We start from the raw sequence: 21,226 nt of genomic DNA, 5'->3' as shown, positions 1-21,226 counted from the left end.
AGTAACGCACGCAGTGATGCAATACGAAGGGGCGGACCGGTGGCGGACATCGAGGAAGCACGTAAGCAGTTCGAGCGGATCGACACGGACGGTGACGGTTCGATCACCGCGGCCGAGTTCAAGACCGCCCTCGCCCAGGGTGGCGACTGGAACGTCACCGAGTCGGTGGCGGAGGCCATCATCGCCAGCCGTGACCTGAACGGCGACAAGGTCCTCTCGTTCGACGAGTTCTGGGCCCACCTGAACAAGTAGCGCCTGCGAAGGGCGAAGGGGCGCCCACCGGTGATCCGGCGGGCGCCCCTTCGTCATGCCCGCCTTCGGATGCGTACGGCCCAGCGCCCGTCCCGCCGTTCCAGGGTCAGCGGCAGGTCGAAGCACTTGCCGATCTGATCGCCGGTCAGGACGGTCTCGACCGGTCCCTGGGCGAGCTCGCGGCCGTCGCGCAGGAGGATTGCGTGCGTGGTGCCCGGGGGCAGCTCCTCCAGATGGTGGGTCACCAGGACGGTTGCCAGGCGGGGGTGTTCCCGGCGGAGGGTGTCCAGGGCGTCGAGCAGATGCTCGCGGCCCGGCAGGTCCAGTCCCGTCGCCGGTTCGTCGAGGAGCAGCAGCCGCGGGTCGGGCATCAGTGCCCGGGCGATCAGGGCACGGCCGCGCTCGCCCTGGGAGAGCGTGGGCCAGCGGGCTTCGCGGCGGCCTGTGAGCCTCAGAGCCCGGATGAGCCGGTCGGCGCGGTGCTCCTGCTGCGGCGTCGGCTTCCAGCGCGGCGGACGCTCGACCGAGTTCGTGAGACCGGTCAGCACGACATCGTGGAGACGTGGCGATGAGCGCAGTGGATGGCGGGGATCGACGTGGCCGACGTACGAGCGCAGCTCCCGCAGATCCACGGTGCCCAGACGTCTGCCGAGCACCTCCACGGTGCCGTGGGTGGGGTGGGTGAGCGCGCCGAGCAGGCGGAGCAGCGTCGTTTTGCCGGCCCCGTTGGCGCCGAGCAGCGCCCAGTGCTCCCCGGCGCGAACGCTCAGCGACACCTCCTGGATGAGGGGGACGCCGTCGCGGACCACGTGGACCCGATGGGCGCGCAGCACCGCCGTCACCGCGCCCCCGCCCGGTTCAGCGCCGACAGCACCGCCTGGACCGACGCCGTGAGGCCGGAGGTGTCCTCGCCGGCGCCCCAGCGGGTGATCCCGTTGACGCGGCACTCGGCGTAGGCGACCGCCTTGCTGTCGGGGCCGGTGGTGGCCGCATGTTCGTGGAAGTCGAGGATGTCGACGGTGAGGCCGACCCCGGCGAGGGCGTCGACGAAGGCGGAGAGCGGGCCGTTGCCCGTGCCCTCGCAGTCGCCGATCCGGTCGCCTGCCTGGAGGGTGCAGACGAAACGGTGGACGCCCGAAGGCTTTCGGTGTGTGGACCAGGTGTGGAGGAGTACCTCGCCTTCGAGGGCCAGGTACGTCGCCCGGAACAGCTCGTACAGCTCCTTCGGTGTCGCCTCCCGCCCGCTGTCGTCCGTCGCCTCCTGGACCACGCGGGAGAAGTCGGGACGCATCCGCTCGGGCAGGTCCAGTCCGTGGTGGGTCTTCAGCAGATACGCCACTCCGCCCTTGCCCGACTGGGAGTTGACGCGGATGACCGCCTCGTACGAACGTCCCACGTCGGCAGGGTCGATGGGCAGGTACGGGACGGACCAGGGGGCCCGGTCCACCGGAACCCCCAACTCCTGTGCCCTGCGGGCATGCTGGGCGAGTCCCTTGCTGATCGCGTCCTGGTGGGTGCCCGAGAATGCCGTGTGGACGAGATCGCCGACGTACGGATGGCGAGGATGCACCGGCAGCCGGTTGCAGTGCTCCACCGTCTCGCGCACCGCGTCGATATCGCTGAAGTCGACCATGGGATCGACCCCTTGGGCGTACAGATTGAGGGCGAGGGTCACCAGGTCGACGTTGCCCGTCCGCTCTCCGTTGCCGAACAGGCAGCCCTCCACGCGCTGTGCCCCCGCCAGCACGGCGAGTTCGGCGCACGCCACCCCTGTGCCGCGGTCGTTGTGCGGATGGACGGACAGGATCACCGCGTCGCGCCGTGCCAGGTTCCGGTGCATGTACTCGATTTGATCGGCATAGACATTGGGCGTCGCGATCTCCACCGTCGCCGGGAGGTTGTGCGTGACCGGCCGGTCGGGGCAGGCGTCCCACAACTCGGTGAGGCCGTCGCAGAGTTCGAGGACGAAGTCCGGCTCGGTGAGGTTGAAGGTCTCGGGTGCGAACTGGAATCGGATGTACGAGGAGGGCATCGCGTCCGCCCGCCGGGCCATGTGCGCGGCCGCGTCCCGGACCGTCTCCCACAGCTCCGCCCGGCCCCGCCCGAGCACCACCTCCCGCCACACCGGCGAGGTCGGGATGTACAGATGGACGACCGCGCGCGGCAGCCCCTCGATCGCGTCGAAGGTGCGGTCGATCAGGTCCCGCCGGGCGGGCGTGAAGACGACCGGGGTGACGTCGTCCGGCACTGCGTCACCCGCCGCGAGATGGCGTACGAAGTCGAAGTCCGTCCGGCTCGCGGAGGGATAGCCGACCTCGATCTCCTTGAAGCCCACCCGGGTCAGCAGGTCGAAGAAGCGGCGTTTGCGGCCGGTGTCCATCGGTTCGGCGAGCGCCTGATTGCCGTCCCGCAGATCGACGGGCACCCAGAGGGGGGCTCGTTCGAAGCGGGCGGAGGGCCAACTCCGGTCGTCGGCAGGGACGTTCACGCGATCCTGAAAGGGACGGTAGCGGTGGTACGGCATGGGTCCCGGGCGCTGCGGATTCCAGCGGGGAGTGTCATACGGCGTGATGGTCATGGTCTCGCTCTCGGCCAGGCGGGAGACCGGCAGCACGGCGACCCGCGGCGGGGTGCCGGTCGCGTCAGGCCCCGCCGCGGCAGCCGAGAAGAAGGAGACCGCGAAGCGTCATACCGGTACGCTAACCACTGCTCAGGTCCTCAGACAAGTGAAATCGCCCTACTCCTCAGACAAGTTGGTGAACGATTGCCTCCGCTCAGCCCTGTCCGCCCCAGCCCCCTGGTCGAGCAGGCCACCGATCGGCTGCGCGCGCGGATCGCCGACGGCAGTTGGCCCGTGGGCGCGAAGCTGCCCGGTGAGACCACGCTCGCCACCGAACTCGGCGTGGGCCGCTCCACCGTCCGTGAGGCGCTGCGCGCGCTCGCCGGGGCAGGGCTCGTGCGGCCCCGGCAGGGTGCGGGCGTCTTCGTCATCGCCACCGAACCTGTCGAGGACTGGCCCACCCGGCTGCGCCGCGCCGCCGTGACCGACGTGTACGAGGTGCGGATTCTGGTGGAGGTGCAGGCGGCCCGCCTCGCCGCCGCACGGCGCACACCCGAGGACGTGACCCTTCTCCGTACGGCTCTCGAAGGCCGCCGCGCCGCCTCCGCAGCCGATGACGCGGCCTTCGTCGACGCCGACATCGCACTGCACGCGGCTGTGGTCGCCGCCGCGCACAACCCCGTACTCACCGATCTCTTCGGGGAGTTCGCGCCCGCGCTGCGCGAGGGCCTGATCGAGCTGCTGGACCTGGTGGGGATGCGGGAGCATGAGCCCAACACGGGCGACGACGGGCACGCGGCGCTGGTGCGGGCCGTATCGGACGGCGACGCGGAGGCCGCCGGGGCGGTGCTCCAGAGGGAGTTGGAGGAGACGCTCGCCCTGTTGCGGCGGTACTAGGACGCCTGTTTCCGGTACTGCCCCGGCGCCACCCCGTACTCCTGCTTGAACGCCTTGGCGAAGGCGAACTCCGAGGTGTAGCCGGCGCGCCTGGCGATCAGGCGGAGGGGGACGGAGTCCCCGCGCAGGAGCCGGCCCGCGGTGACCATGCGCCACCAGGTCAGATACGTCAGTGGGGGCTCGCCCACCAGCGTGGCGAAACGGCGGGCGAAGGCCGCGCGGGAGAGGCCGCCGTGGACGCCGAGCTCCTCGACCGTCCACGGGTGCGCCGGATCGTTGTGGATGGCGCGCAGCGCGGCCCCGACGGCCGGGTCGGCGAGCGCCGCGGCCCAGCCCGTCGGGTGCCCAGAGCCATGGCGCTCGGTCTGCCACCAGGCGCGCAGGATGTAGAGCAGCAGGGTGTCGAGCAGAGACGTGACGATCGTGTCCGAGCCGGGCTGCCGCTCCTCCAGCTCCATGCCGAGCAGTTCGACCGCCGCCCGCAGCGAGCGGTGGGCGCCGATCCGCGAGGGCAGGTGCACGACCTCCGGCAGCTCCGAGAGCAGCGGGTGGGCGCGGCCCCGGTCCAGGTGGTACGCGCCGCACAGCATCACCGTGACCGGGCCCGAGTCCCGTACCGGAGGCGGCAGTTCGGACCACGAACCGTCCGGCAGCTGTCGTATCTCCTCCAGGGGTACGTCGAGACCGCTGGCCAGCGCGTATCCGCGGCCCCGGGACAGGAACGCCACATCACCGGGCCCCAGCGTCACCGGCTCGCCCTCCGCCGGGATCAGCAACGCCGAACCCTGCAACACCACATGAAACCCCGTGCTGTCCGAGTCCGGGAAGCTCATGCCCCAAGGCGCGTACTTGTCATGGCGCTTGGAGTGCGGCAGCCCGGTGCGCATCGCCGCGATGGCGTCGCTGAGTACGTCCATGCCCGTACGGTAGCCGCCGCTCGCCGCCGCGAGACGTACGGACAGGAAATCGAGATCGGCAGACATGGATCGTCTCGCACGACCCTCGTAGCGTCGACGGCATGTCAACCACCGCACGTACAGTGCTCTTTCATGAACTCGGCGGCCCCGACGTCCTGACGGTCGAGGAGGTCGAACTGCCCGCGCCAGGACCGGGCGAGGTGCTCGTCAAGGTCGCGGCGCTGGCGCTCAACCGCGCCGAGGCGCTCTTCCGCGCGGGCGCCTACTTCTACCAGCCGACGCTGCCGGGCTCCCGCAACGGCTACGAGGCGGCGGGCGAGGTCGAGGCGGTCGGCGCGGGCGTGACGGACTTCGCGCCGGGCGACCCCGTGATGTCGGCGGCCAACTTCAAGCTCAGCGAGCACGGCGTGTACGGCGACCGGATCCTGCTGCCCGAGAGCGCCCTCGTTCCGCGGCCCGCCGGGGTCGACGCGGTCACCGCGGCCGCCGTCTGGCTCACCTACACGACGGCGTACGGCGCCCTGATCGTGACCGCGGGCATGGCTTCCGGGGACCAGGTGCTCATCACCGGGGCGTCCAGCGGTGTCGGTACCGCCGCGATCCAGGTCGCCCGCCGCAGCGGCGCCGTCCCGATCGTCACCACCCGCAGCGATGCCAAGCGGCAGCAGCTGCTCGACCTGGGGGCGGAGCATGTCATCGTCAGTGAGCACGAGGACGTGATCAAGGAGACCAGGCGGCTGACCGGCGGGCAGGGCGCCGACATCGTCTTCGACGCGATCGGCGGCCCCGGCTTCCGCGCCCTGGGCGAGGCCACCGTCCCGAACGGAACCCTGGTCAGCTACGGCTGGCTGGACCCGCGCCCGATCGAACTGCCGATGAACTGGCCCCTCACCGTCCACGGCTACAGCAACTTCGAGGTCACCGGGCCCGTGGACGCCCGTCGCCGCGCCGCGCACTATGTCAACGCGGGCCTCGCCGACGGCACCCTGCGCCCCGTCGTCGCCGAGGTCTTCGACGGCCTCGACCGCATCGGGGACGCCCACCGCCTGATGGAGTCCAACACGCACACCGGCAAGATCGTGGTGAAGCCCTGAGGCCTTGAGGCCCGTCACGGCGGTCACCCGATTGCCGTACGCCTCGGAATAGTGAGCGCGGGCCCGGGGTTGGTGATCCCCATCAGGAGCATCAACCCTGGAAAGGCCTGTCCATCATGAAGATCGGCATCATCGGCGCGGGCAACATCGGCGGCAACCTCACCCGGCGGCTCACCGCCCTCGGGCACGACGTCTCCGTCGCCAACTCCCGCGGTCCCCACACGCTCACCGCGCTCGCCGAGGAGACCGGGGCGACAGCCGTCAAGGTCGAGGACGCGGCGCGCGGCGCCGAGGTCGTGGTCGTCACGATCCCCCTGAAGGCGGTCCCGGACCTGCCGGACGGGTTCCTGGACGGAGCCGCCGAGGGCGTCGCCGTCATCGACACCGGCAACTACTACCCCCAGCAGCGCGACGGCAGGATCGCCGGGATCGAGGACGAGGGCGTCACCGAGAGCCGCTGGACGGCCCAGCAGATCGGTCACACGGTCATCAAGGCCTTCAACGGCACGTACGCCCAGGACATCCTGGACCGCCACCGTCCGGCCGGTGCCCCCGACCGCATGGCCCTCCCGGTCGCCGGGGACGACGAGGCCGCCAAGCGCGTCGTCCGCGCCCTCATCGACGACCTCGGCTTCGACACCGTCGACGCCGGCGGCCTCGACGACTCCTGGCGCCAGCAGCCCGACAGCCCGGTGTACGGCCTCCAGGAAGGCCTCGACGCGGTGACGAAGGCCCTGGCCGAGGCCTCCCCGGAGCGCCCGGCGGGCTTCCGCGGCTGAGGTTCTAGACGATCTCCAGGGGCCGGTGCGGCTCGGCGGGCAACTCGACCTTGACCGAGTCGCCGGGTCGCACCAGCCCGCCTTCGCGCACGACACTCATGACCCCGGACTTGTAGACGACGCCGCTCTCGCCCCTTCCCACCACCTGCTTGAGCAGCCCCTTCTGGAAGTTGTCGATCTGCGCGCACGGATTCCGCAACCCGGTGACCTCGACGACGGCCTGGTCCCCGATGTGCAGCAGCGCCCCTACCGGCAGCCCCAGCAGATCGACCCCACGGGTGGTGACGTTCTCCCCGAGCTCCCCGGGAGCGACGGCGAACCCGGCCTCCCGGAGCTCGTCGAAGAGTTCCCCATGTATGAGATGCACCTGCCGCAGATTCACCTGCGACGGATCCTTCTCCATCCGGAACCGGTGCTTGACCGTCGTCCCGGCGTGCACATCCCCCTCCACCCCGAGCCCGGCGAGCAGCGTGATGCTCTCCCGGTTCGGCTTGGTGAACGAGTACGTCCCGTTGCTGCTGACCGCTGTGACTGTCCCACCCATGTGCTGCTCCCCGCTCCGCCGATGGCGTCATCGCGCCAGTGACCAGCGAAATCGTAAGGCCCGCCCCGGAAAAGTCCCAGGGATGCCGGCCTTCGCGACCGGGGAGCGGTCAGCCGTTGTCGGCCCACTCGACCAGCTTCGCCTTGCTCGCGAAGTCGGCGACGTCCTTGTCCAGCGGGTCGTCGGTGTACTGGTGGAAGCGCCACTTGGCCTTGATGCGCGGCTTGCCCGCCGTGACGTAGTCGGCGATCCACAGGCCGTCCCCGGCATACGAGGTGGTGTCGACGTTCAGCCAGTAGTTCCGGTTCGTGTAGAGAACGACCCGGTGGTCCGGCCGGAGTTCCTTCACCGTCCGGATGAAGCGGTCCTTCTCCGCGTTGCTCGCGTGGGTGCCGTCGCCGGTCGTCTCCCAGTCGACGGCGAGCAGGTCGCCCGCCTGCTCCGGGGTCTTGCCGAGGAAGTACTCGGCCTGCGCGGTGATGTTGCCGGGCCAGAGGAAGTGGTAGAAGCCGACGACGCATTCGGCGTCGCGGGCGGTCTTCACCTGGGCCGTGAGCTTGGGGTTCACATACGAACGCCCCTCCGTCGCCTTGATGAAGACGAAGGAGAGGCCGTCCGTGTCGTACGCCGACGACTGGTACGCGCTGACGTCGATGCCTCGCAGCATGGGGGGCTCCCTGGTGTCGTGGGGGGGCAGGGGACACGCGGAGGTGCGTTAGCTTCCGCTTTCCCTCGGCCGGACCGTCCCACCCTCGGGCGGGCGTTCGACACCGGACGCGCCCGCGACGTCAGCCCCGGTCGGCGACCGACCCCAGTACCGTGGCCGACTTCGCCGACCAGTCCGAGGTGATCACGCTCGCGTGGTCCGCGGCGAGGAGCGACAGCCGGGCCGCGACCTCCGCGTCCGTCGGGCTGGTCGAGGAGATGGCGGGGGAGATGCCCGCCGCGTCCGTCATGATCAGAAGGTAGTGACGGGTGTCGTACCAGGCCGTGTCGTAGCCGTTGTTGACGTACGTCGCCGCGTCGCCGTCGAAGACCACGAACCAGGGGCGGATGGAGCTGTCGTAGCGGCTGGTGCGCGGGTCGCCGGACGCGGCGCCCAGCACCGCCGGGAAGGCCTGCGCGGCGGAGATGTTCCCGGCCGCGTACAGGTCCCGCAGATGATCCCCGTACTCCTCGTCCGTCCAGTACGTGTCGAGCGGGTTGGACTGCTCGACCGTGCCCGGTATCAGCTCGAACATGACCTTGCCGGTCAGATCGTCGCGCGAGGGCCAGGCATTGGCCTGCGCGGCCGCGTCCAGCGTCGAGTACGAGGAGCCGAGCAGGTCGGACGGCTTGTAGACGATGTTCCCGAGCTTGGCCGCGACCAGTGCGTCGAACTCGTCCGGGCCGAGCGAACGGTCGTTGTTGAAGCCGTTCTTCATCTCCACCTTGAAGATGATCGGCCGGTGTGCCGGGTGTGCCTGGTGCCAGGCCGCGATGTTGTCCAGGCAGCTGCCGAGGTCCTGGTTGCGGTCCTTGCTGTACAGCTCGTCCGGGCTGTCGGCGTACTCGCAGTTGTTGTCGTTCCCGACCGGGTTGCTGTGACTCACCCGCCACCGCTTGCTCACGCCGTCGGTGTAGACGTCGAGTTCGAGCAGCGAGGCCCCCGAGTCCAACGCGTTCGCGAAGTACGTGTACTTGTCCTTCTCGTACGCGTTGTGCGTCCCGATCACCGTCGCGTCGGACACCTTCACCGCCGCCGCCTCGGCACTGCCCGGCATGCCCAGCAGCATCGCCGCCGCCCCGCACAACGCCGCCAGCCGTCTCACCGTACGCACGTGTCAACTCCCCTTCGCCGCCGCCCATTCGGCGGCAGCCTAGGGTGGGTGGATTACCGTGCGGTAGCCCTAAGAGGAACATCAACCTCCGCTGCGCGCACCGGAGTTCGCGGGGCTAGTGCCCACGCCTCCAGAGGTTTGCCGCTCCTTCGGGCCCGGCCATCGCCAGGAGACCGCCGTGGGAACTGAACGCGAGAGTGGTGACCGCCTCGTCGGATTCCGTGATGGGGTGCCCGACATACCCCGGCTTCGAGGGGTCCGTCACGTCCCACAGGCGCACCCGGCGGTCCCGCCCCACCGCCGCGAGCAGCGTGCCGTCCGGGGTGAACGCGAGCGCCGTTGCCCCCTCGGTGCCCACCGTGAACGACCGGCCTCTGTTCTTCGGGTGCGTGGGATCCGTGACATCCCACAGGCGTACGGTCCAGTCGGCGTCGGCGACGGCGAGCGTGTCGCCGTCGGGGGTGAACTGCGCCGCCCGCGGGGCGTGGGGGAGCCGGATCGTCCCGCCGCTCGCCGTTTCGCCCACCGGTGGAAGCGGACCCTCCTGCACCTGGACGGTGTCACCCGACCCGAAGGCGGCCCATCTCACGCTGCTCCTGCCGCCGCTCACGGCCTCGACGCTTTGACCGAGGGACACGCTCCAGAGGCGCTTCCCTGCCTCGACGTCCCACGCTGTCAGCCCGCTCGCCTGCGCGGCCACGAACGTATGACCGTCCGCGGTGAAGTCCAGCGCCGAGACGGGGCCGGTCCCGATCATGCTCTGTGCCAACAGCTGCCCGGAAGGGCTCAGCCTCCACGCGTCGAGCGCGACGTCGCTCCCGGCCACCAGAGTGAGGCCGTCGGGCGAGAAGGCCAGCGCACTTGCGGGGCCCGAGAACGGGAAGACGCGGGTGCCGACGGGCTGCCAGGTTTCCGTCCGCGGCGTCGCCGCTCCCCCCGGACCGATCTCCCTCCACGGCGACGGCAGTACGCCTGCGCCCTGGACCAGGCCGACCGTCAGGCCCATCACCCCGAGGATGCAGGCCGCGGCGAACCCGGGAGTCCAGCCCGTCCACCCCGGTGCGGGGCGACGACGCTCGCTGCCCCGCATCCGTACCCGTACCCGCACCGGCAGCGGCCGGGTGCCCAGCGCCGCCATGAGCCGGGCACCGCGTCGCCCTGGTCGCGCTGTGCCCACGTCCGGCGGCGCCGTGCCCGCGTCGGGCGGCAGCGCGGCGAGAGCCAGCACCAGGCGACCGAGCCGGCTGTCAGCGCGCACCATCGGAGCCCCCGCTCTCCGGCGCCGGCAGGCCGAGCCGGTCGGACGGTTCCCGCGTGGTGGGCAGCGCCGTGTCGGGGCGCTGCTGGGCCCCGGGTTCGGCGAGGGGGATCGACTGGAAGAACCTGGCCACGATGAGCGGCGCGGCCAGTCCCGCCGCCAGCGCCGCGGTCGCGTTGGGCAGTTGGTCCGAGGTACCCAGGGCCGCGGTCAGACCGAAGCCCGCGAAGAGTCTCAGCGCGATGGCGACCAGCACCACGGGACGGTCGGCGGGACTGCTCCACGGCCACCGCCACCGACGGCGCGGACCGGTGGGCCGCATCGATGCGGAGAGGTTCAGCGCTTCGGCGACGCCGCTCCCCAGCAGTCCCCACAGCGCGGCTTCCAGGCCTGTCACTGCACAGAGGGTAGCGGAGGGCGACCGGGCCGTGTCACCAAGTGACCAAAGTGCTGTGGTCGGCCGCGCCTACGCCGTCAGCACTCGATGATGTTGACCGCGAGCCCGCCGCGAGCCGTCTCCTTGTACTTGACGCTCATGTCGGCGCCCGTCTCCTTCATGGTCTTGATGACCTTGTCGAGGGAGACCTTGTGGGAGCCGTCGCCGCGCATCGCCATCTTGGCCGCCGTGACGGCCTTGACCGCGGCCATGCCGTTGCGTTCGATGCAGGGGATCTGGACGAGGCCGCCGACCGGGTCGCAGGTCAGGCCGAGGTTGTGTTCCATGCCGATCTCGGCGGCGTTCTCGACCTGTTCGGGGCTGCCGCCGAGGACCTCGGCGAGGGCGCCGGCGGCCATCGAGCAGGCGGAGCCGACCTCGCCCTGGCAGCCGACCTCGGCGCCGGAGATGGAGGCGTTCTCCTTGAAGAGCATGCCGATCGCGCCCGCGGCGAGCAGGAAGCGGACCACGCCGTCCTCGTCGGCGCCCGGCACGAAGTTGATGTAGTAGTGCAGGACCGCCGGGATGATTCCGGCCGCGCCGTTCGTGGGGGCCGTCACCACACGGCCGCCCGCCGCGTTCTCCTCGTTCACCGCCATCGCGTAGAGCGTGATCCACTCCATCGCGTGGGCCAGCGGGTCGCCCTCGGCGCGCAGCTGGCGGGCGGAGACCGCGGCGCGGCGGCGGACCTTGAGGCCGCCGGGCAGGATGCCCTCGCGGGACATGCCGCGCGAGACGCACGCCTGCATCACGTGCCAGATCGCGAGGAGGCCCTCGCGGATCTCCTCCTCGGTGCGCCAGGCCCGCTCGTTCTCCAGCATCAGGGCGGAGATCGAGAGACCGGTCTCCTTCGTCAGCCGCAGCAGCTCGTCGCCCGAGCGGAAGGGGTACTTCAGGATCGTGTCGTCCAGCTTGATGCGGTCCTCGCCGACCGCGTCCTCGTCGACGACGAAGCCGCCGCCGACCGAGTAGTAGGTCTTCTCCAGGAGCAGGGCGCCCTCGGCGTCGTACGCGAAGATCGTCATGCCGTTCGCGTGGTACGGGAGCGCCTTGCGGCGGTGCAGGATCAGGTCGTCGTCGAAGGAGAAGTCGATCTCGTGCTCGCCGAGCACCCTCAGACGTCCTGAGGACTTGATCTCCTCGACCCGGCCGTCGGCCCCCTCCACGTCCACCGTCCGCGGCGAGGCGCCCTCCAGGCCGAGCAGCACCGCCTTCGGGGTGCCGTGGCCGTGGCCGGTCGCGCCCAGGGAGCCGTACAGCTCGGCGCGTACCGAGGCCACCGGGGCCAGCAGCTCCTCGTTGCGCAGCCGCCGGGCGAACATACGTGCCGCACGCATCGGGCCCACCGTGTGGGAGCTGGACGGGCCTATACCGATCGAGAACAGGTCGAAGACCGAGATGGCCACGGGGACTCCTAAGGGTTTCGGCGGACGCCGTTGTCTGCCGGGTCGTGCGGAGGGCGGTACATGTACATGCGGCGGGGCACCGCGCTCACCCACCAGTGTGCGCGGTGCCCCGGACGTTCGTGCGAAGTAATGATGCTCGCACGAAACGGTCGTACCTCAAAAAGCGTACGGAACTACTTCAGGCCGGGGTACAGCGGGTGCTTGTCGGCCAGAGCGGACACCCGGGCCTTGAGGGACTCCGCGTCGTAGGACGGCTTCAGCGTCTCGGCGATGACGTCCGCGACCTCGGTGAAGTCCTCGGCCGTGAAGCCGCGGGTGGCGAGGGCGGGCGTGCCGATGCGCAGGCCGGAGGTGACCATCGGCGGGCGCGGGTCGTTCGGGACGGCGTTGCGGTTGACCGTGATGCCGACCTCGTGGAGGCGGTCCTCGGCCTGCTGCCCGTCCAGCTCGGAGTTGCGCAGGTCGACCAGGACCAGGTGCACGTCGGTGCCACCGGACAGGACGTCCACGCCCACGGTCTTCACGTCGTCCTGGACCAGGCGCTCGGCCAGGATCCGCGCGCCGTCCAGCGTGCGCTGCTGGCGCTCCTTGAACTCGTCCGAGGCGGCGACCTTGAAGGAGACGGCCTTGGCGGCGATCACGTGCTCCAGCGGACCGCCCTGGAAGCCGGGGAAGACCGAGGAGTTCAGCTTCTTGGCGAACTCCTTCTTCGCCAGGATGATGCCGCCGCGCGGGCCGCCCAGCGTCTTGTGGGTGGTGGAGGTGACCACGTCCGCGTACTCCACCGGGTTCGGGTGGAGACCGGCCGCGACCAGGCCCGCGAAGTGCGCCATGTCGACCCACAGCAACGCGCCGACCTCGTCCGCGATCCTGCGGAACTCCGCGAAGTCGAGCTGCCGCGGGTACGCCGACCAGCCGGCGATGATCACCTTGGGCCGGTGCTCCTTGGCGAGCCGCTCGACCTCGGCCATGTCGACCAGGCCGGCCCCGTCCACGTGGTACGCGACCACGTTGAACTGCTTGCCGGAGAAGTTCAGCCGCATCCCGTGGGTCAGGTGGCCGCCGTGGGCCAGGTCCAGACCGAGGATGGTGTCGCCGGGCTGCGCCATCGCGAAGAGCGCGGCCTGGTTGGCGGAGGCGCCCGAGTGCGGCTGCACGTTGGCGTACTCGGCGCCGAACAGGTCCTTGACCCGGTCGATCGCGATCTGCTCGGCGACGTCGACGTGCTCGCAGCCGCCGTAGTAGCGGCGGCCGGGGTAGCCCTCGGCGTACTTGTTGGTGAGGACCGAGCCCTGGGCCTCCATGACCGCGACCGGAGCGAAGTTCTCCGAGGCGATCATCTCCAGGGTGGACTGCTGGCGGTGCAGTTCGGCGTCGACGGCGGCGGCGACGTCCGGGTCCAGTTCGTGAAGGGGCGTGTTCAGAAGCGACATGCGGTGACTCCTCAGCCGGCGGTGAAGGCGGTGTACTCGTCGGCGGACATCAGGTCTTCCGGCTCGTCCGCGATGCGTACCTTGAACAGCCAGCCGCCCTCGAAGGGCGCGGAGTTCACCAGCGACGGGTCGTCGACCACGTCCTGGTTGGCCTCGACCACCTCGCCGTTGACCGGGGAGTACAGGTCGCTGACCGACTTGGTCGACTCCAGCTCACCGCAGGACTCGCCCGCGGTCACCGTGTCACCGACCTCCGGAAGCTGGGCGTAGACGACATCGCCGAGCGCGTTGGCCGCGAACTCGGTGATGCCGACCGTCGAGACGCCGTCCTCGGCGACCGACAGCCACTCGTGCTCCTTGCTGTAGCGCAGCTGCTGGGGGTTGCTCATGGCCTGAATTCTCCTGTACGCGGGGGAGTGCTGATGAAGGGGGGAGGGTTGGTGAGCTGGGCGGACGCGCCCAGTGTCACTTCTGACGCTTGTAGAACGGCAGAGCCACGACCTCGTACGGCTCGTGGCTGCCTCGGATGTCCACACCGACGCCGGCCGTGCCGGGCGCGCAGTGCGCGGCGTCGACGTACGCCATCGCGATCGGCTTGCCCAGCGTCGGGGAGGGCGCGCCGGAGGTGACCTCGCCGATCACCGTGCCGCCGGCGACGACCTGGTACCCGGCGCGCGGGACGCGGCGGCCCTCGGCGATCAGGCCGACGAGCACCCGGGGAGGGTTCTCGGCAGCGCGCTCGGAGGCGGCCTCCAGGGCCGTACGCCCCACGAAGTCGCCCTCCTTCTCGAACTTCACGACCCGCCCGAGCCCCGCGTCGAAGGGGGTGAGCGAGGTGCTCAGCTCGTGCCCGTACAGCGGCATGCCCGCCTCCAGGCGCAGCGTGTCACGGCAGGACAGACCGCAGGGGATGAGCCCGACGGGGGCGCCCGCGTCGGTCAGCGCCTGCCACAGCTTCTCGGCGTCGGCGGGCGCGACGAACAGCTCGAAGCCGTCCTCGCCCGTGTAGCCGGTGCGCGCGATGAGGGCCGGGACGCCCGCGACGGTGCCGGGCAGGCCCGCGTAGTACTTCAGGCCATCGAGGTCGGCGTCGGTGAGCGACTTCAGGATGCCGGGGGACTCCGGGCCCTGCACGGCGATCAACGCGTACGCGTCACGGTCGTCGCGCACGAGGGCGTCGAAGCCCTCGGCTCGCTCGGTCAGCGCGTCCAGCACCACCTGGGCGTTGGAGGCGTTGGCGACGACCATGTACTCGTGCTCCTGGAGCCGATACACGATCAGGTCGTCGAGGATGCCGCCGTCCGCCCGGCAGATCATGGTGTAGCGGGCGCGGCCCACCCCCACGGAGGCGATGTTGCCGACCAGCGCGTAGTTCAGGAGCGCGGCCGCCTGCGGGCCGGTGACCGTGATCTCGCCCATGTGCGAGAGGTCGAAGAGACCGGCCTTCGTACGGACGGCGAGGTGCTCGTCGCGCTCGGAGCCGTAGCGCAGGGGCATGTCCCAGCCTGCGAAGTCGGTCATCGTCGCGCCGAGCGAACGATGCAGGGCATCGAGCGCGGTATGACGGGGTGCGTTGCTGCTCATCGGTGGGGCTCCCAAGGCATGACGGCGAGGTCGTTCCTCCCCATCTGTCATCGGAACCTGAGAGGTTCATCACGACCCCGCGAAACGGTGGTCCTGACTTGCACCTTGGGTGGAGCCACTGGTCAGCGGCCCGCTTTTCAGATGTGCCTCGCCCGCGCGGTAACGGTGCCTGAGAGATTCAAGGGAGGGACTTGCTCCTTCGGCGTCCCAGCAGGACGTACGCAGTACGTCACTGGGAACTCTCCCGCGCGGATTCAAGCGGCCGGTATGCAGTTGGCGGGCACATCATTGCACGCGCCGTCCGATGACGGCAGTCCGCATCTGTAACCGGCCTGTGGCAGTCCGATCACCGAAACAAGAAGCGCCGCGCATTACCTTCTCTTTACACTCGACGGGGATGGGACTCCACACCCAAGGGGAGGACGATCACGGTGAACAGGACCACGGCGTACGCGACGACCTCGGGCTTGGCGCTGCCCAAGCAGCCCGGCGCCCCGGCCCAGGAGGCCTGCGGGCCGCTTCCGACGGCCGTCGTCCGCGACCTCAGGGACCGCGCGGGACACAGCCCGCACGGACTGCGCTTCGGGGCCTTCGACCTCGTCGTGATCACCGGGCTGCCCGGCAGCGGCAAGTCGACCCTGATGCGCCGGGCCGTCACGGGCGCACGGATCGACTCCCAGGACACGCGCGACCGCTGGGACGGCCGGATGGCGGCCTGGCTGCCGTACGCGGTCTACCGCCCCCTGGTCCGCCTCGCGCACTACGCGGGACTGCGCCGCGCCCTGCGCTCCGGCACCGGAGTCGTCGTGCACGACTGCGGTACGCAGGCCTGGGTGCGCCGCTGGCTCGCCCGCGAGGCCCGGCGCCGGGGCGGCGCGCTGCATCTGCTGCTGCTCGACGTCACCCCGGGCGCGGCGCTGGACGGTCAGCGCGAGCGCGGCCGCGGCGTCTCGCGGTACGCGTTCGCACGCCACCGCGGCGCGGCCACCCGGCTGCTGCGCTCCGTGGAGAAGGGCGACCTGCCCGACGGCTGCGGCTCGGCGGTCCTCATCGACCGGGAGGCGGCGGACGTGCTGCGCCGGATCGACTTCGGCGACTGAACGGGAGTACGACGCAGGGAGGTCGCACGAAAGGACGTACGGGACGGCGGCGCGAGCCCACTAACCTTGCCAGCCGGAGCACAGGTTCACAGGTTCACAGCAGGCGGTAGACAGATGGACTTCCCCGAATTCCCCGACTTCCCGGCGCCGGAGCACCCGCAGCCCCATCCGCACGGCGGATGGCCCGGCAACGAACTGGAGGAGGTGCTGTCGGCCTCCCTCGGCGTGCCCTCGGCAGGGGCCCGCATCGTCGAGGTCCTCGGCCGCAGCTTCGTCTGGGTGCCCCTGCCCAACGGCGGCGGGCCCCAGAGCGGCCCGCTCGACCTGCCCACGCTGGAGATCGAGGGCCAGGCATTCGTCCCTGTCTTCAGCTCCGAGGAGCAGTTCCGCCAGGTGACCGGCGGCCACATGTCGTACACGATCGCGCCCGCCGTGGAGTTCGCCCGCGGGCTGCCCCCGCAGGTCGGCATCGCGGTCAATCCGGACGGCGTGGTCGGCGTACCGCTGCCGCCGCTCGCCGTCGCCGAGCTGTGCCGGGCCGGGCGGACCCCGCTGGACGGGCCCGCGAGCGGCGGCCGGGTGCGGCTGTTCGAGCCCGACTGGCAGGAGGACCCGGTGGACTTCCTGTCCGCGGCCTCCGCCGAATTCGCCGAGACCGGCGTCGTCCTGACCGCCCGCCGCTGCCTGGCCGCCATCGAGACCGCCGACCCGGTCATGTTCATCGGCGTCGAGCTGTCCCAGTGGGAGGGCGACCTCAGGACACTCCCCATGGAGGCGCTCGGCCGCGCGCTGGGCCGCGTCGCTGTGAAGTGGCCGGTGAACCTCGTCCTCCTGGACGTGGCCCAGGACCCGGTGGGCGAGTGGCTGAGGACGAACGTACGGCCCTTCTATCAACACGGTCACTGAAGCGCCCCGATAGGGGCGCGGGGAACGGCGCGATCAACCACGACGGACCCGCAGCCGCAAGACTGACAGCGGGCCCCGAGTTCGAAGGCGGCTTTCCCAGCGGAGCGCCCCGGTGCTGTCAGGATCGCCGCATAAGCTGGTTTGATAACTCGGTCAAGGTGTTGTTCGCGAAGGGGCGGTAGAAGGTGAGCGCGTCGGGCACGGCTGCCGCGGGGCAGGTCGAGCACATGCTGCGCCAAGTGACGCCCGGGCGTTACGACGCCTACGAGGCGCTCCTTCGCGCGCTCGCGACCCCGTCGTCCGGCCAGGTCTGGATGCTGCTCTGGCACGGCCAGGCCGGCTCCCCGGACGCGCAGTACGGGAACATGGAGGTGGACGGCTTCGGGTACGCGCCCTGTGTCACCTCCGCCCAGGAGCTCTCGGCCAGCGGCTGGAACCGTTCGTACGAGGTCGTCGACGGCCTCGACGTCGCCCGCACCCTCTACCCCGACCACTTCGGCCTCTGGCTCAACCCGCACGCCCCCGGCGGCGGCGTCGGCATCCCCTGGCTGGATCTGCGCCGCATCGCCACGGGCCTGGAGCGCCAGCCGGCGGGCCCGCTCCGGCTCTCCGAACCCGGTATCGAGATCCCGCAGTTCTACGCGCTGATCACGCAGAACGCGCACCGCACCCCCGCCGTGCGCTCGCTGCGCCGCGCCTGGGTACAGCCCGCGCTCGGGGCGCCGTACCTGGCCATCGGCCTGGACGTGTACGACACTTCGCCGCCCGCCGTCGACTCGGTGCGCGCGATGATGCAGCAGTCCATCGGCGCGGTCCCGGACGGCCTGCCCGTCTCGACCGTCGCGATGTCCGACGAGTACGACCCGGTGGCGATCTGGCTGCGCGCCAACGCCCGGCCGTTCTACGACCGCGAAGCGCACGCGGCCCCGGCGCAGGCACCGATGGCGGGCGGCTACGGTTACCCGCAGCCCCGCTCGTACTGATCCGGCGCGGCCCGGCCGACCGTCTGACCTGCGGGCGAGAAGACGTAAGGGCTTGTTGTCCCGTTTGGGGACGACACGGACGGAAAGGGTGCCTCATGGCCCCTTCCCACCCAACTGCCCCCCGTCCGTCTCGCGTTACCCACTGTTCGGATAACGGAATCCCCCTACAAGCATCACGGTTGCGCATACTTTCTCCATCAGGCCTGGCACGTGATCGTGGCGGCACTGAAGACTCGCCCATCAGACATGGGGTCATCGATCCTGTGAGCGAGTGCAAGTCGAACGATCAAGCCGGGTCACCAGGTCGCACCATCTGCGGCCACCTCCCGGCATGCAAGTGAACCAAGCCGCAGACAGCGGCAGGCGTAGGCCGGTCACCACCGGCGAGAGGGGTCGGGTCACTGTGACCGCACCGATCGAGACCACCGGGGCGGCATCGGAAGCACAGCCAGAGGCCGTGCTTGCCGGAGTCGACAAGGGGCAGATCGAGGGCCGTTCCCTGGGACAGATCGCCTGGACGCGCTTCAAGCGCGACAAGGTGGCGGTCGCCGGCGGTGTCATCGTCGTGCTGCTCATCCTGCTGGCCGTGCTCGCCCGGCCCATCCAGGCGATGTTCGGCCTTGACCCGAACGCGTTCAACCAGGACCTGATCAATGCCAACACCTCGCTGCCCAAGGACGGCTTTGGCGGCATGAGCTGGGACCACCCGCTTGGTGTGGACCCGCAGTTCGGGCGTGACGTCGCCACTCGCATCCTGGAGGGCTCCTGGGTGTCGCTGGTGGTCGCCTTCGGCGCCACGATCCTCTCCAACGTGATCGGCGCGATCCTGGGCGTCGTCGCGGGCTACTACGGCGGCCGGGTCGACTCGATCATCAGCCGGCTGATGGACACCTTCCTCGCCTTCCCCCTCCTGCTCTTCGCGATCGCCATCTCCGCCACCCTGCAGGGCGGCGCGTTCGGCCTCGAAGGGCTCCCGCTCCACCTGAGCGTGCTGATCTTCGTCATCGGCTTCTTCAACTGGCCCTACCTGGGCCGGATCGTCCGAGGCCAGACTCTCGCCCTGCGCGAGCGGGAATTCGTGGACGCCTCCCGGGGCATGGGCGCCAAGGGCCCGTACATCCTGTTCCGGGAGCTGCTGCCCAACCTGGTCGGCCCGATCATCGTCTACTCGACGCTGCTCATCCCGACCAACATCCTCTTCGAGGCGTCCCTCAGCTTCCTCGGGGTCGGTATCCAGCCCCCGCAGGCGTCGTGGGGCGGCATGCTCAGGGACGCGGTCACCTACTACGAGGTCGACCCGCAGTACATGATCGTGCCCGGCCTCGCCATCTTCGTGACCGTGCTGGCGTTCAACTTGCTCGGCGACGGTCTCCGCGACGCTCTCGACCCGCGCAGCCGCTGAGGCCGGCCGCACACCGAGAGCCCATCAAGTTTCCGACAATGGAGGGGAACCCGCCCATCATGCGAAGGTCAGCGCTGGCCGCAGTTGCGGCCATCGGCTCCGCGAGCCTGCTTCTTGCAGGCTGCAGCAAGGCCGATGACAACAAGAACGACAACGACACCACCAAATCAGCTGGGGCCAACGCAGCGACCAAGGATGTCGTCAACGCCTCCACGAAGAAGGGCGGGACGGTCACCTACGAGCTGTCCGACGTCCCGGACTCGTTCGACCCCGGTAACACGTACTACGCGTACATGTACAACCTCAGCCGGCTGTACGCCCGCCCGCTGATGACGTTCCAGCCCGGCGCCGGCGAGAAGGGCAACACCCTTGTCCCGGACCTCGCCGCGAGCAAGGGCGTCCCGAGCGACGGCGGCAAGACCTGGACGTACAAGCTGCGTTCGGGCCTGAAGTACCAGGACGGCTCGGCGATCACGTCGAAGGACGTCAAGTACGCCGTCGAGCGCTCCAACTTCGCGCGTGACGTGCTCTCCCTCGGCCCGAACTACTTCCAGCAGTTCATGGCGGGCGGCGACAAGTACAAGGGCCCCTACAAGGACAAGAGCGCCAAGGGCCTGTCGTCGATCGAGACCCCCGACGACACCACGGTCGTGTTCCACCTGAAGACGGCCTTCCAGGAGTTCGACTACCTGGTCGCGGCGCCGCAGACGGCTCCGGTGCCCCAGGCGAAGGACACGGGCGTCGACTACGTCAAGAACATCGTGTCCTCGGGCTCGTACAAGTTCCAGAGCTACTCCGAGGGCAAGCAGGCCGTCCTCGTGCGCAACGAGAACTGGGACGCCTCGACCGACCCGCTGCGCAAGCAGTACCCGGACAAGATCGTCGTCAACCTGAAGGTCAACCCCGACACCATCGACAAGGACGTCCTTGCCGGTGACGCGATCGACCTCGGCGGTACGGGTGTCCAGGCCGCGACCCAGGCGAAGGTGCTCACCTCCGCCGCGCTGAAGGCCAACACGGACAACACCTACGGTGGCCGTCTCGTCTACATGGCGATCAACACCAAGGTGAAGCCGTTCAACAACGCCGCCTGCCGCAAGGCCGTGCAGTACGCGATCGACAAGGTCTCGGTGCAGACCGCCGAAGGCGGCCCGGTCCGCGGTGACGTCGCCACCACCGTTCTCCCGCCGGACATCCCGGGCTACGAGAAGTCGGACGTCTACGCCTCCACCGGCAACAAGGGCGACGCGGCCAAGGCCAAGGAGCAGCTGAAGGCCTGCGGCAAGTCGTCGATCAGCACGAACATCTCCGCGCGCAGCGACCGCCCGCAGGAGATCGCCGCGGCCACCGCGATCATCAACTCGCTGAAGGCGGCCGGCATCAACGCCAGCCTGAAGCAGTACCCGTCGGGCAAGTACTTCACCGACTACGCGGGTGTCCCGAAGTTCACCGAGAAGAACAACATCGGTCTGATCATGATGCAGTGGGGTGCCGACTGGCCGTCCGGCTACGGCTTCCTGCAGCAGATCCTGAACGGCAGCGCGATCGGCGACTCGGGTAACACCAACCTGTCGCAGTACGACAACAAGGATGTCAACGCCCTCCTGGAGAAGGCGATCGGCACCGAGGACACCACCGCGCGCAACAGCCTGTACACCCAGATCGACAAGCAGACCATGGACGACGCCGTCCTCGTCCCGCTGACCTACTTCAAGGTGCTGCTGGCCCGTCCGACGACCTACACCAACCTGGTGTCGACGGCGGCCTTCAGCGGTCAGTACGACTACCTCAACATCGGCACCACGAAGAAGTAGCAGCCCCGGAAGGCAGGTGAAGGCATTGGTGCCCGCGGGCT

At 69.9% G+C, this 21,226-nt stretch carries 20 protein-coding genes, 1 pseudogene and 2 riboswitches; of the genes and pseudogenes, 9 read left to right on the top strand and 12 right to left on the bottom strand.

Features of this window, described 5'->3' with window-relative positions:
- Nucleotides 1-39 precede the first annotated feature (39 nt).
- On the top strand, nt 40-252 hold the full coding sequence (locus OIC96_RS14545; protein ID WP_327431872.1) for an EF-hand domain-containing protein: 213 nt from the start codon (nt 40-42) through the stop codon (nt 250-252).
- A 53-nt stretch (nt 253-305) separates the two neighbouring features.
- Here the strand turns inward: OIC96_RS14545 and OIC96_RS14540 are convergent, their stop codons facing one another.
- Nucleotides 306-1,094 carry an ABC transporter ATP-binding protein gene (locus OIC96_RS14540; RefSeq protein ID WP_330307430.1) on the bottom strand — a complete coding sequence of 263 codons (789 nt, stop codon included), beginning with the start codon at nt 1,092-1,094 and terminating at the stop codon, nt 306-308.
- The gene (gene leuA, locus OIC96_RS14535; RefSeq protein WP_330307431.1) at nt 1,091-2,830 is read right to left on the bottom strand and encodes a 2-isopropylmalate synthase; all 1,740 of its coding nucleotides are present in this window, start codon (nt 2,828-2,830) and stop codon (nt 1,091-1,093) included. Before leuA ends, OIC96_RS14540 begins: the two co-directional genes overlap by 4 nt.
- Before the next feature lie 186 nt (nt 2,831-3,016).
- Between leuA and OIC96_RS14530 the strand changes: the two genes are divergently transcribed.
- A complete protein-coding gene (locus tag OIC96_RS14530; RefSeq protein WP_330307432.1) occupies nt 3,017-3,709 on the top strand; it encodes a FadR/GntR family transcriptional regulator in 693 nt (230 codons plus the stop codon).
- Here OIC96_RS14530 and OIC96_RS14525 read toward each other — a convergent pair.
- Nucleotides 3,706-4,626, bottom strand: a complete 921-nt coding sequence (locus tag OIC96_RS14525; RefSeq protein WP_330310295.1) for an AraC family transcriptional regulator — start codon at nt 4,624-4,626, stop codon at nt 3,706-3,708. The genes OIC96_RS14530 and OIC96_RS14525 overlap by 4 nt on opposite strands.
- A 101-nt stretch (nt 4,627-4,727) precedes the next feature.
- On the opposite strand from OIC96_RS14525, the gene OIC96_RS14520 reads away from it, so the two are divergent.
- Nucleotides 4,728-5,720, top strand: a complete 993-nt coding sequence (locus OIC96_RS14520) for a zinc-dependent alcohol dehydrogenase family protein (RefSeq protein ID WP_330307433.1) — start codon at nt 4,728-4,730, stop codon at nt 5,718-5,720.
- 95 nt (nt 5,721-5,815) lie between these two features.
- Nucleotides 5,816-6,499, top strand: a pseudogene (locus tag OIC96_RS14515) (NADPH-dependent F420 reductase); the annotation flags it as partial.
- 4 nt (nt 6,500-6,503) lie between these two features.
- Here the strand turns inward: OIC96_RS14515 and OIC96_RS14510 are convergent.
- From OIC96_RS14510 to gcvT, 9 genes are all read right to left on the bottom strand, one after another.
- Nucleotides 6,504-7,043 carry an MOSC domain-containing protein gene (locus OIC96_RS14510; RefSeq protein WP_330307434.1) on the bottom strand — a complete coding sequence of 180 codons (540 nt, stop codon included), beginning with the start codon at nt 7,041-7,043 and terminating at the stop codon, nt 6,504-6,506.
- 109 nt (nt 7,044-7,152) lie between these two features.
- On the bottom strand, nt 7,153-7,710 hold the full coding sequence (locus OIC96_RS14505) for a glycoside hydrolase family 25 protein (protein ID WP_330307435.1): 558 nt from the start codon (nt 7,708-7,710) through the stop codon (nt 7,153-7,155).
- Nucleotides 7,711-7,831: 121 nt separating this feature from the next.
- Nucleotides 7,832-8,863, bottom strand: a complete 1,032-nt coding sequence (locus tag OIC96_RS14500) for a phosphatidylinositol-specific phospholipase C domain-containing protein (protein WP_330307436.1) — start codon at nt 8,861-8,863, stop codon at nt 7,832-7,834.
- Between the two features lie 115 nt (nt 8,864-8,978).
- Nucleotides 8,979-10,124 (bottom strand): WD40 repeat domain-containing protein, encoded by a 1,146-nt coding sequence (locus OIC96_RS14495; protein ID WP_330307437.1) that lies wholly within the window; start codon nt 10,122-10,124, stop codon nt 8,979-8,981.
- A complete protein-coding gene (locus tag OIC96_RS14490) occupies nt 10,111-10,518 on the bottom strand; it encodes a hypothetical protein (protein ID WP_327431877.1) in 408 nt (135 codons plus the stop codon). The genes OIC96_RS14495 and OIC96_RS14490 overlap by 14 nt, the downstream gene beginning before the upstream one ends.
- A gap of 77 nt (nt 10,519-10,595) precedes the next feature.
- Nucleotides 10,596-11,963 carry an L-serine ammonia-lyase gene (locus tag OIC96_RS14485; protein ID WP_330307438.1) on the bottom strand — a complete coding sequence of 456 codons (1,368 nt, stop codon included), beginning with the start codon at nt 11,961-11,963 and terminating at the stop codon, nt 10,596-10,598.
- 173 nt (nt 11,964-12,136) lie between these two features.
- Nucleotides 12,137-13,396, bottom strand: a complete 1,260-nt coding sequence (gene glyA, locus OIC96_RS14480) for a serine hydroxymethyltransferase (RefSeq protein WP_330307439.1) — start codon at nt 13,394-13,396, stop codon at nt 12,137-12,139.
- A gap of 11 nt (nt 13,397-13,407) precedes the next feature.
- Complete coding sequence (gcvH, locus tag OIC96_RS14475) at nt 13,408-13,785, bottom strand: glycine cleavage system protein GcvH (RefSeq protein ID WP_330307440.1); 378 nt, start codon at nt 13,783-13,785, stop codon at nt 13,408-13,410.
- A 76-nt stretch (nt 13,786-13,861) separates the two neighbouring features.
- Nucleotides 13,862-14,980, bottom strand: a complete 1,119-nt coding sequence (gcvT, locus tag OIC96_RS14470) for a glycine cleavage system aminomethyltransferase GcvT (RefSeq protein ID WP_330307441.1) — start codon at nt 14,978-14,980, stop codon at nt 13,862-13,864.
- A 34-nt stretch (nt 14,981-15,014) separates the two neighbouring features.
- A riboswitch (glycine riboswitch) is annotated at nt 15,015-15,127 on the bottom strand.
- Nucleotides 15,128-15,237: riboswitch (glycine riboswitch) on the bottom strand.
- A gap of 168 nt (nt 15,238-15,405) precedes the next feature.
- Here gcvT and OIC96_RS14465 point away from each other — a divergent pair.
- The 5 genes from OIC96_RS14465 to OIC96_RS14445 all read left to right on the top strand — a co-directional run bounded on the left by OIC96_RS14465 (nt 15,406) and on the right by OIC96_RS14445 (nt 21,185).
- On the top strand, nt 15,406-16,080 hold the full coding sequence (locus OIC96_RS14465) for an AAA family ATPase (protein WP_330310296.1): 675 nt from the start codon (nt 15,406-15,408) through the stop codon (nt 16,078-16,080).
- Nucleotides 16,081-16,194: 114 nt separating this feature from the next.
- Entirely contained in the window at nt 16,195-16,986 is a 792-nt protein-coding gene (locus OIC96_RS14460) for an enhanced serine sensitivity protein SseB (RefSeq protein ID WP_330307442.1), read from the top strand.
- Between the two features lie 185 nt (nt 16,987-17,171).
- The gene (locus OIC96_RS14455) at nt 17,172-17,969 is read left to right on the top strand and encodes an enhanced serine sensitivity protein SseB C-terminal domain-containing protein (RefSeq protein WP_330307443.1); all 798 of its coding nucleotides are present in this window, start codon (nt 17,172-17,174) and stop codon (nt 17,967-17,969) included.
- Nucleotides 17,970-18,372: 403 nt separating this feature from the next.
- Entirely contained in the window at nt 18,373-19,371 is a 999-nt protein-coding gene (locus tag OIC96_RS14450; protein WP_330307444.1) for an ABC transporter permease, read from the top strand.
- 59 nt (nt 19,372-19,430) lie between these two features.
- On the top strand, nt 19,431-21,185 hold the full coding sequence (locus OIC96_RS14445; RefSeq protein WP_330307445.1) for an ABC transporter substrate-binding protein: 1,755 nt from the start codon (nt 19,431-19,433) through the stop codon (nt 21,183-21,185).
- Nucleotides 21,186-21,226 lie beyond the last annotated feature (41 nt).

The sequence above is a fragment of the Streptomyces sp. NBC_00775 genome (genome assembly GCF_036347135.1).
Taxonomy (GTDB): Bacteria; Actinomycetota; Actinomycetes; order Streptomycetales; family Streptomycetaceae; genus Streptomyces; species Streptomyces lutosisoli.
Note: the sequence above shows the minus strand (reverse complement) of the source record. Positions and strands in the feature narration are given on the sequence as shown.

What these genes read in the sequence shown, in the direction of transcription:
- leuA (WP_330307431.1), bottom strand. Translation starts at nt 2,830, where the DNA reads ATGACCATCACGCCGTATGACACTCCCCGCTGGAATCCGCAGCGCCCG.
- OIC96_RS14525 (WP_330310295.1), bottom strand. Translation starts at nt 4,626, where the DNA reads ATGGACGTACTCAGCGACGCCATCGCGGCGATGCGCACCGGGCTGCCG.
- OIC96_RS14520 (WP_330307433.1), top strand. Translation starts at nt 4,728, where the DNA reads ATGTCAACCACCGCACGTACAGTGCTCTTTCATGAACTCGGCGGCCCC.
- OIC96_RS14510 (WP_330307434.1), bottom strand. Translation starts at nt 7,043, where the DNA reads ATGGGTGGGACAGTCACAGCGGTCAGCAGCAACGGGACGTACTCGTTC.
- OIC96_RS14505 (WP_330307435.1), bottom strand. Translation starts at nt 7,710, where the DNA reads ATGCTGCGAGGCATCGACGTCAGCGCGTACCAGTCGTCGGCGTACGAC.
- OIC96_RS14495 (WP_330307437.1), bottom strand. Translation starts at nt 10,124, where the DNA reads ATGGTGCGCGCTGACAGCCGGCTCGGTCGCCTGGTGCTGGCTCTCGCC.
- glyA (WP_330307439.1), bottom strand. Translation starts at nt 13,396, where the DNA reads ATGTCGCTTCTGAACACGCCCCTTCACGAACTGGACCCGGACGTCGCC.
- gcvH (WP_330307440.1), bottom strand. Translation starts at nt 13,785, where the DNA reads ATGAGCAACCCCCAGCAGCTGCGCTACAGCAAGGAGCACGAGTGGCTG.
- gcvT (WP_330307441.1), bottom strand. Translation starts at nt 14,980, where the DNA reads ATGAGCAGCAACGCACCCCGTCATACCGCGCTCGATGCCCTGCATCGT.
- OIC96_RS14460 (WP_330307442.1), top strand. Translation starts at nt 16,195, where the DNA reads ATGGACTTCCCCGAATTCCCCGACTTCCCGGCGCCGGAGCACCCGCAG.
- OIC96_RS14445 (WP_330307445.1), top strand. Translation starts at nt 19,431, where the DNA reads ATGCGAAGGTCAGCGCTGGCCGCAGTTGCGGCCATCGGCTCCGCGAGC.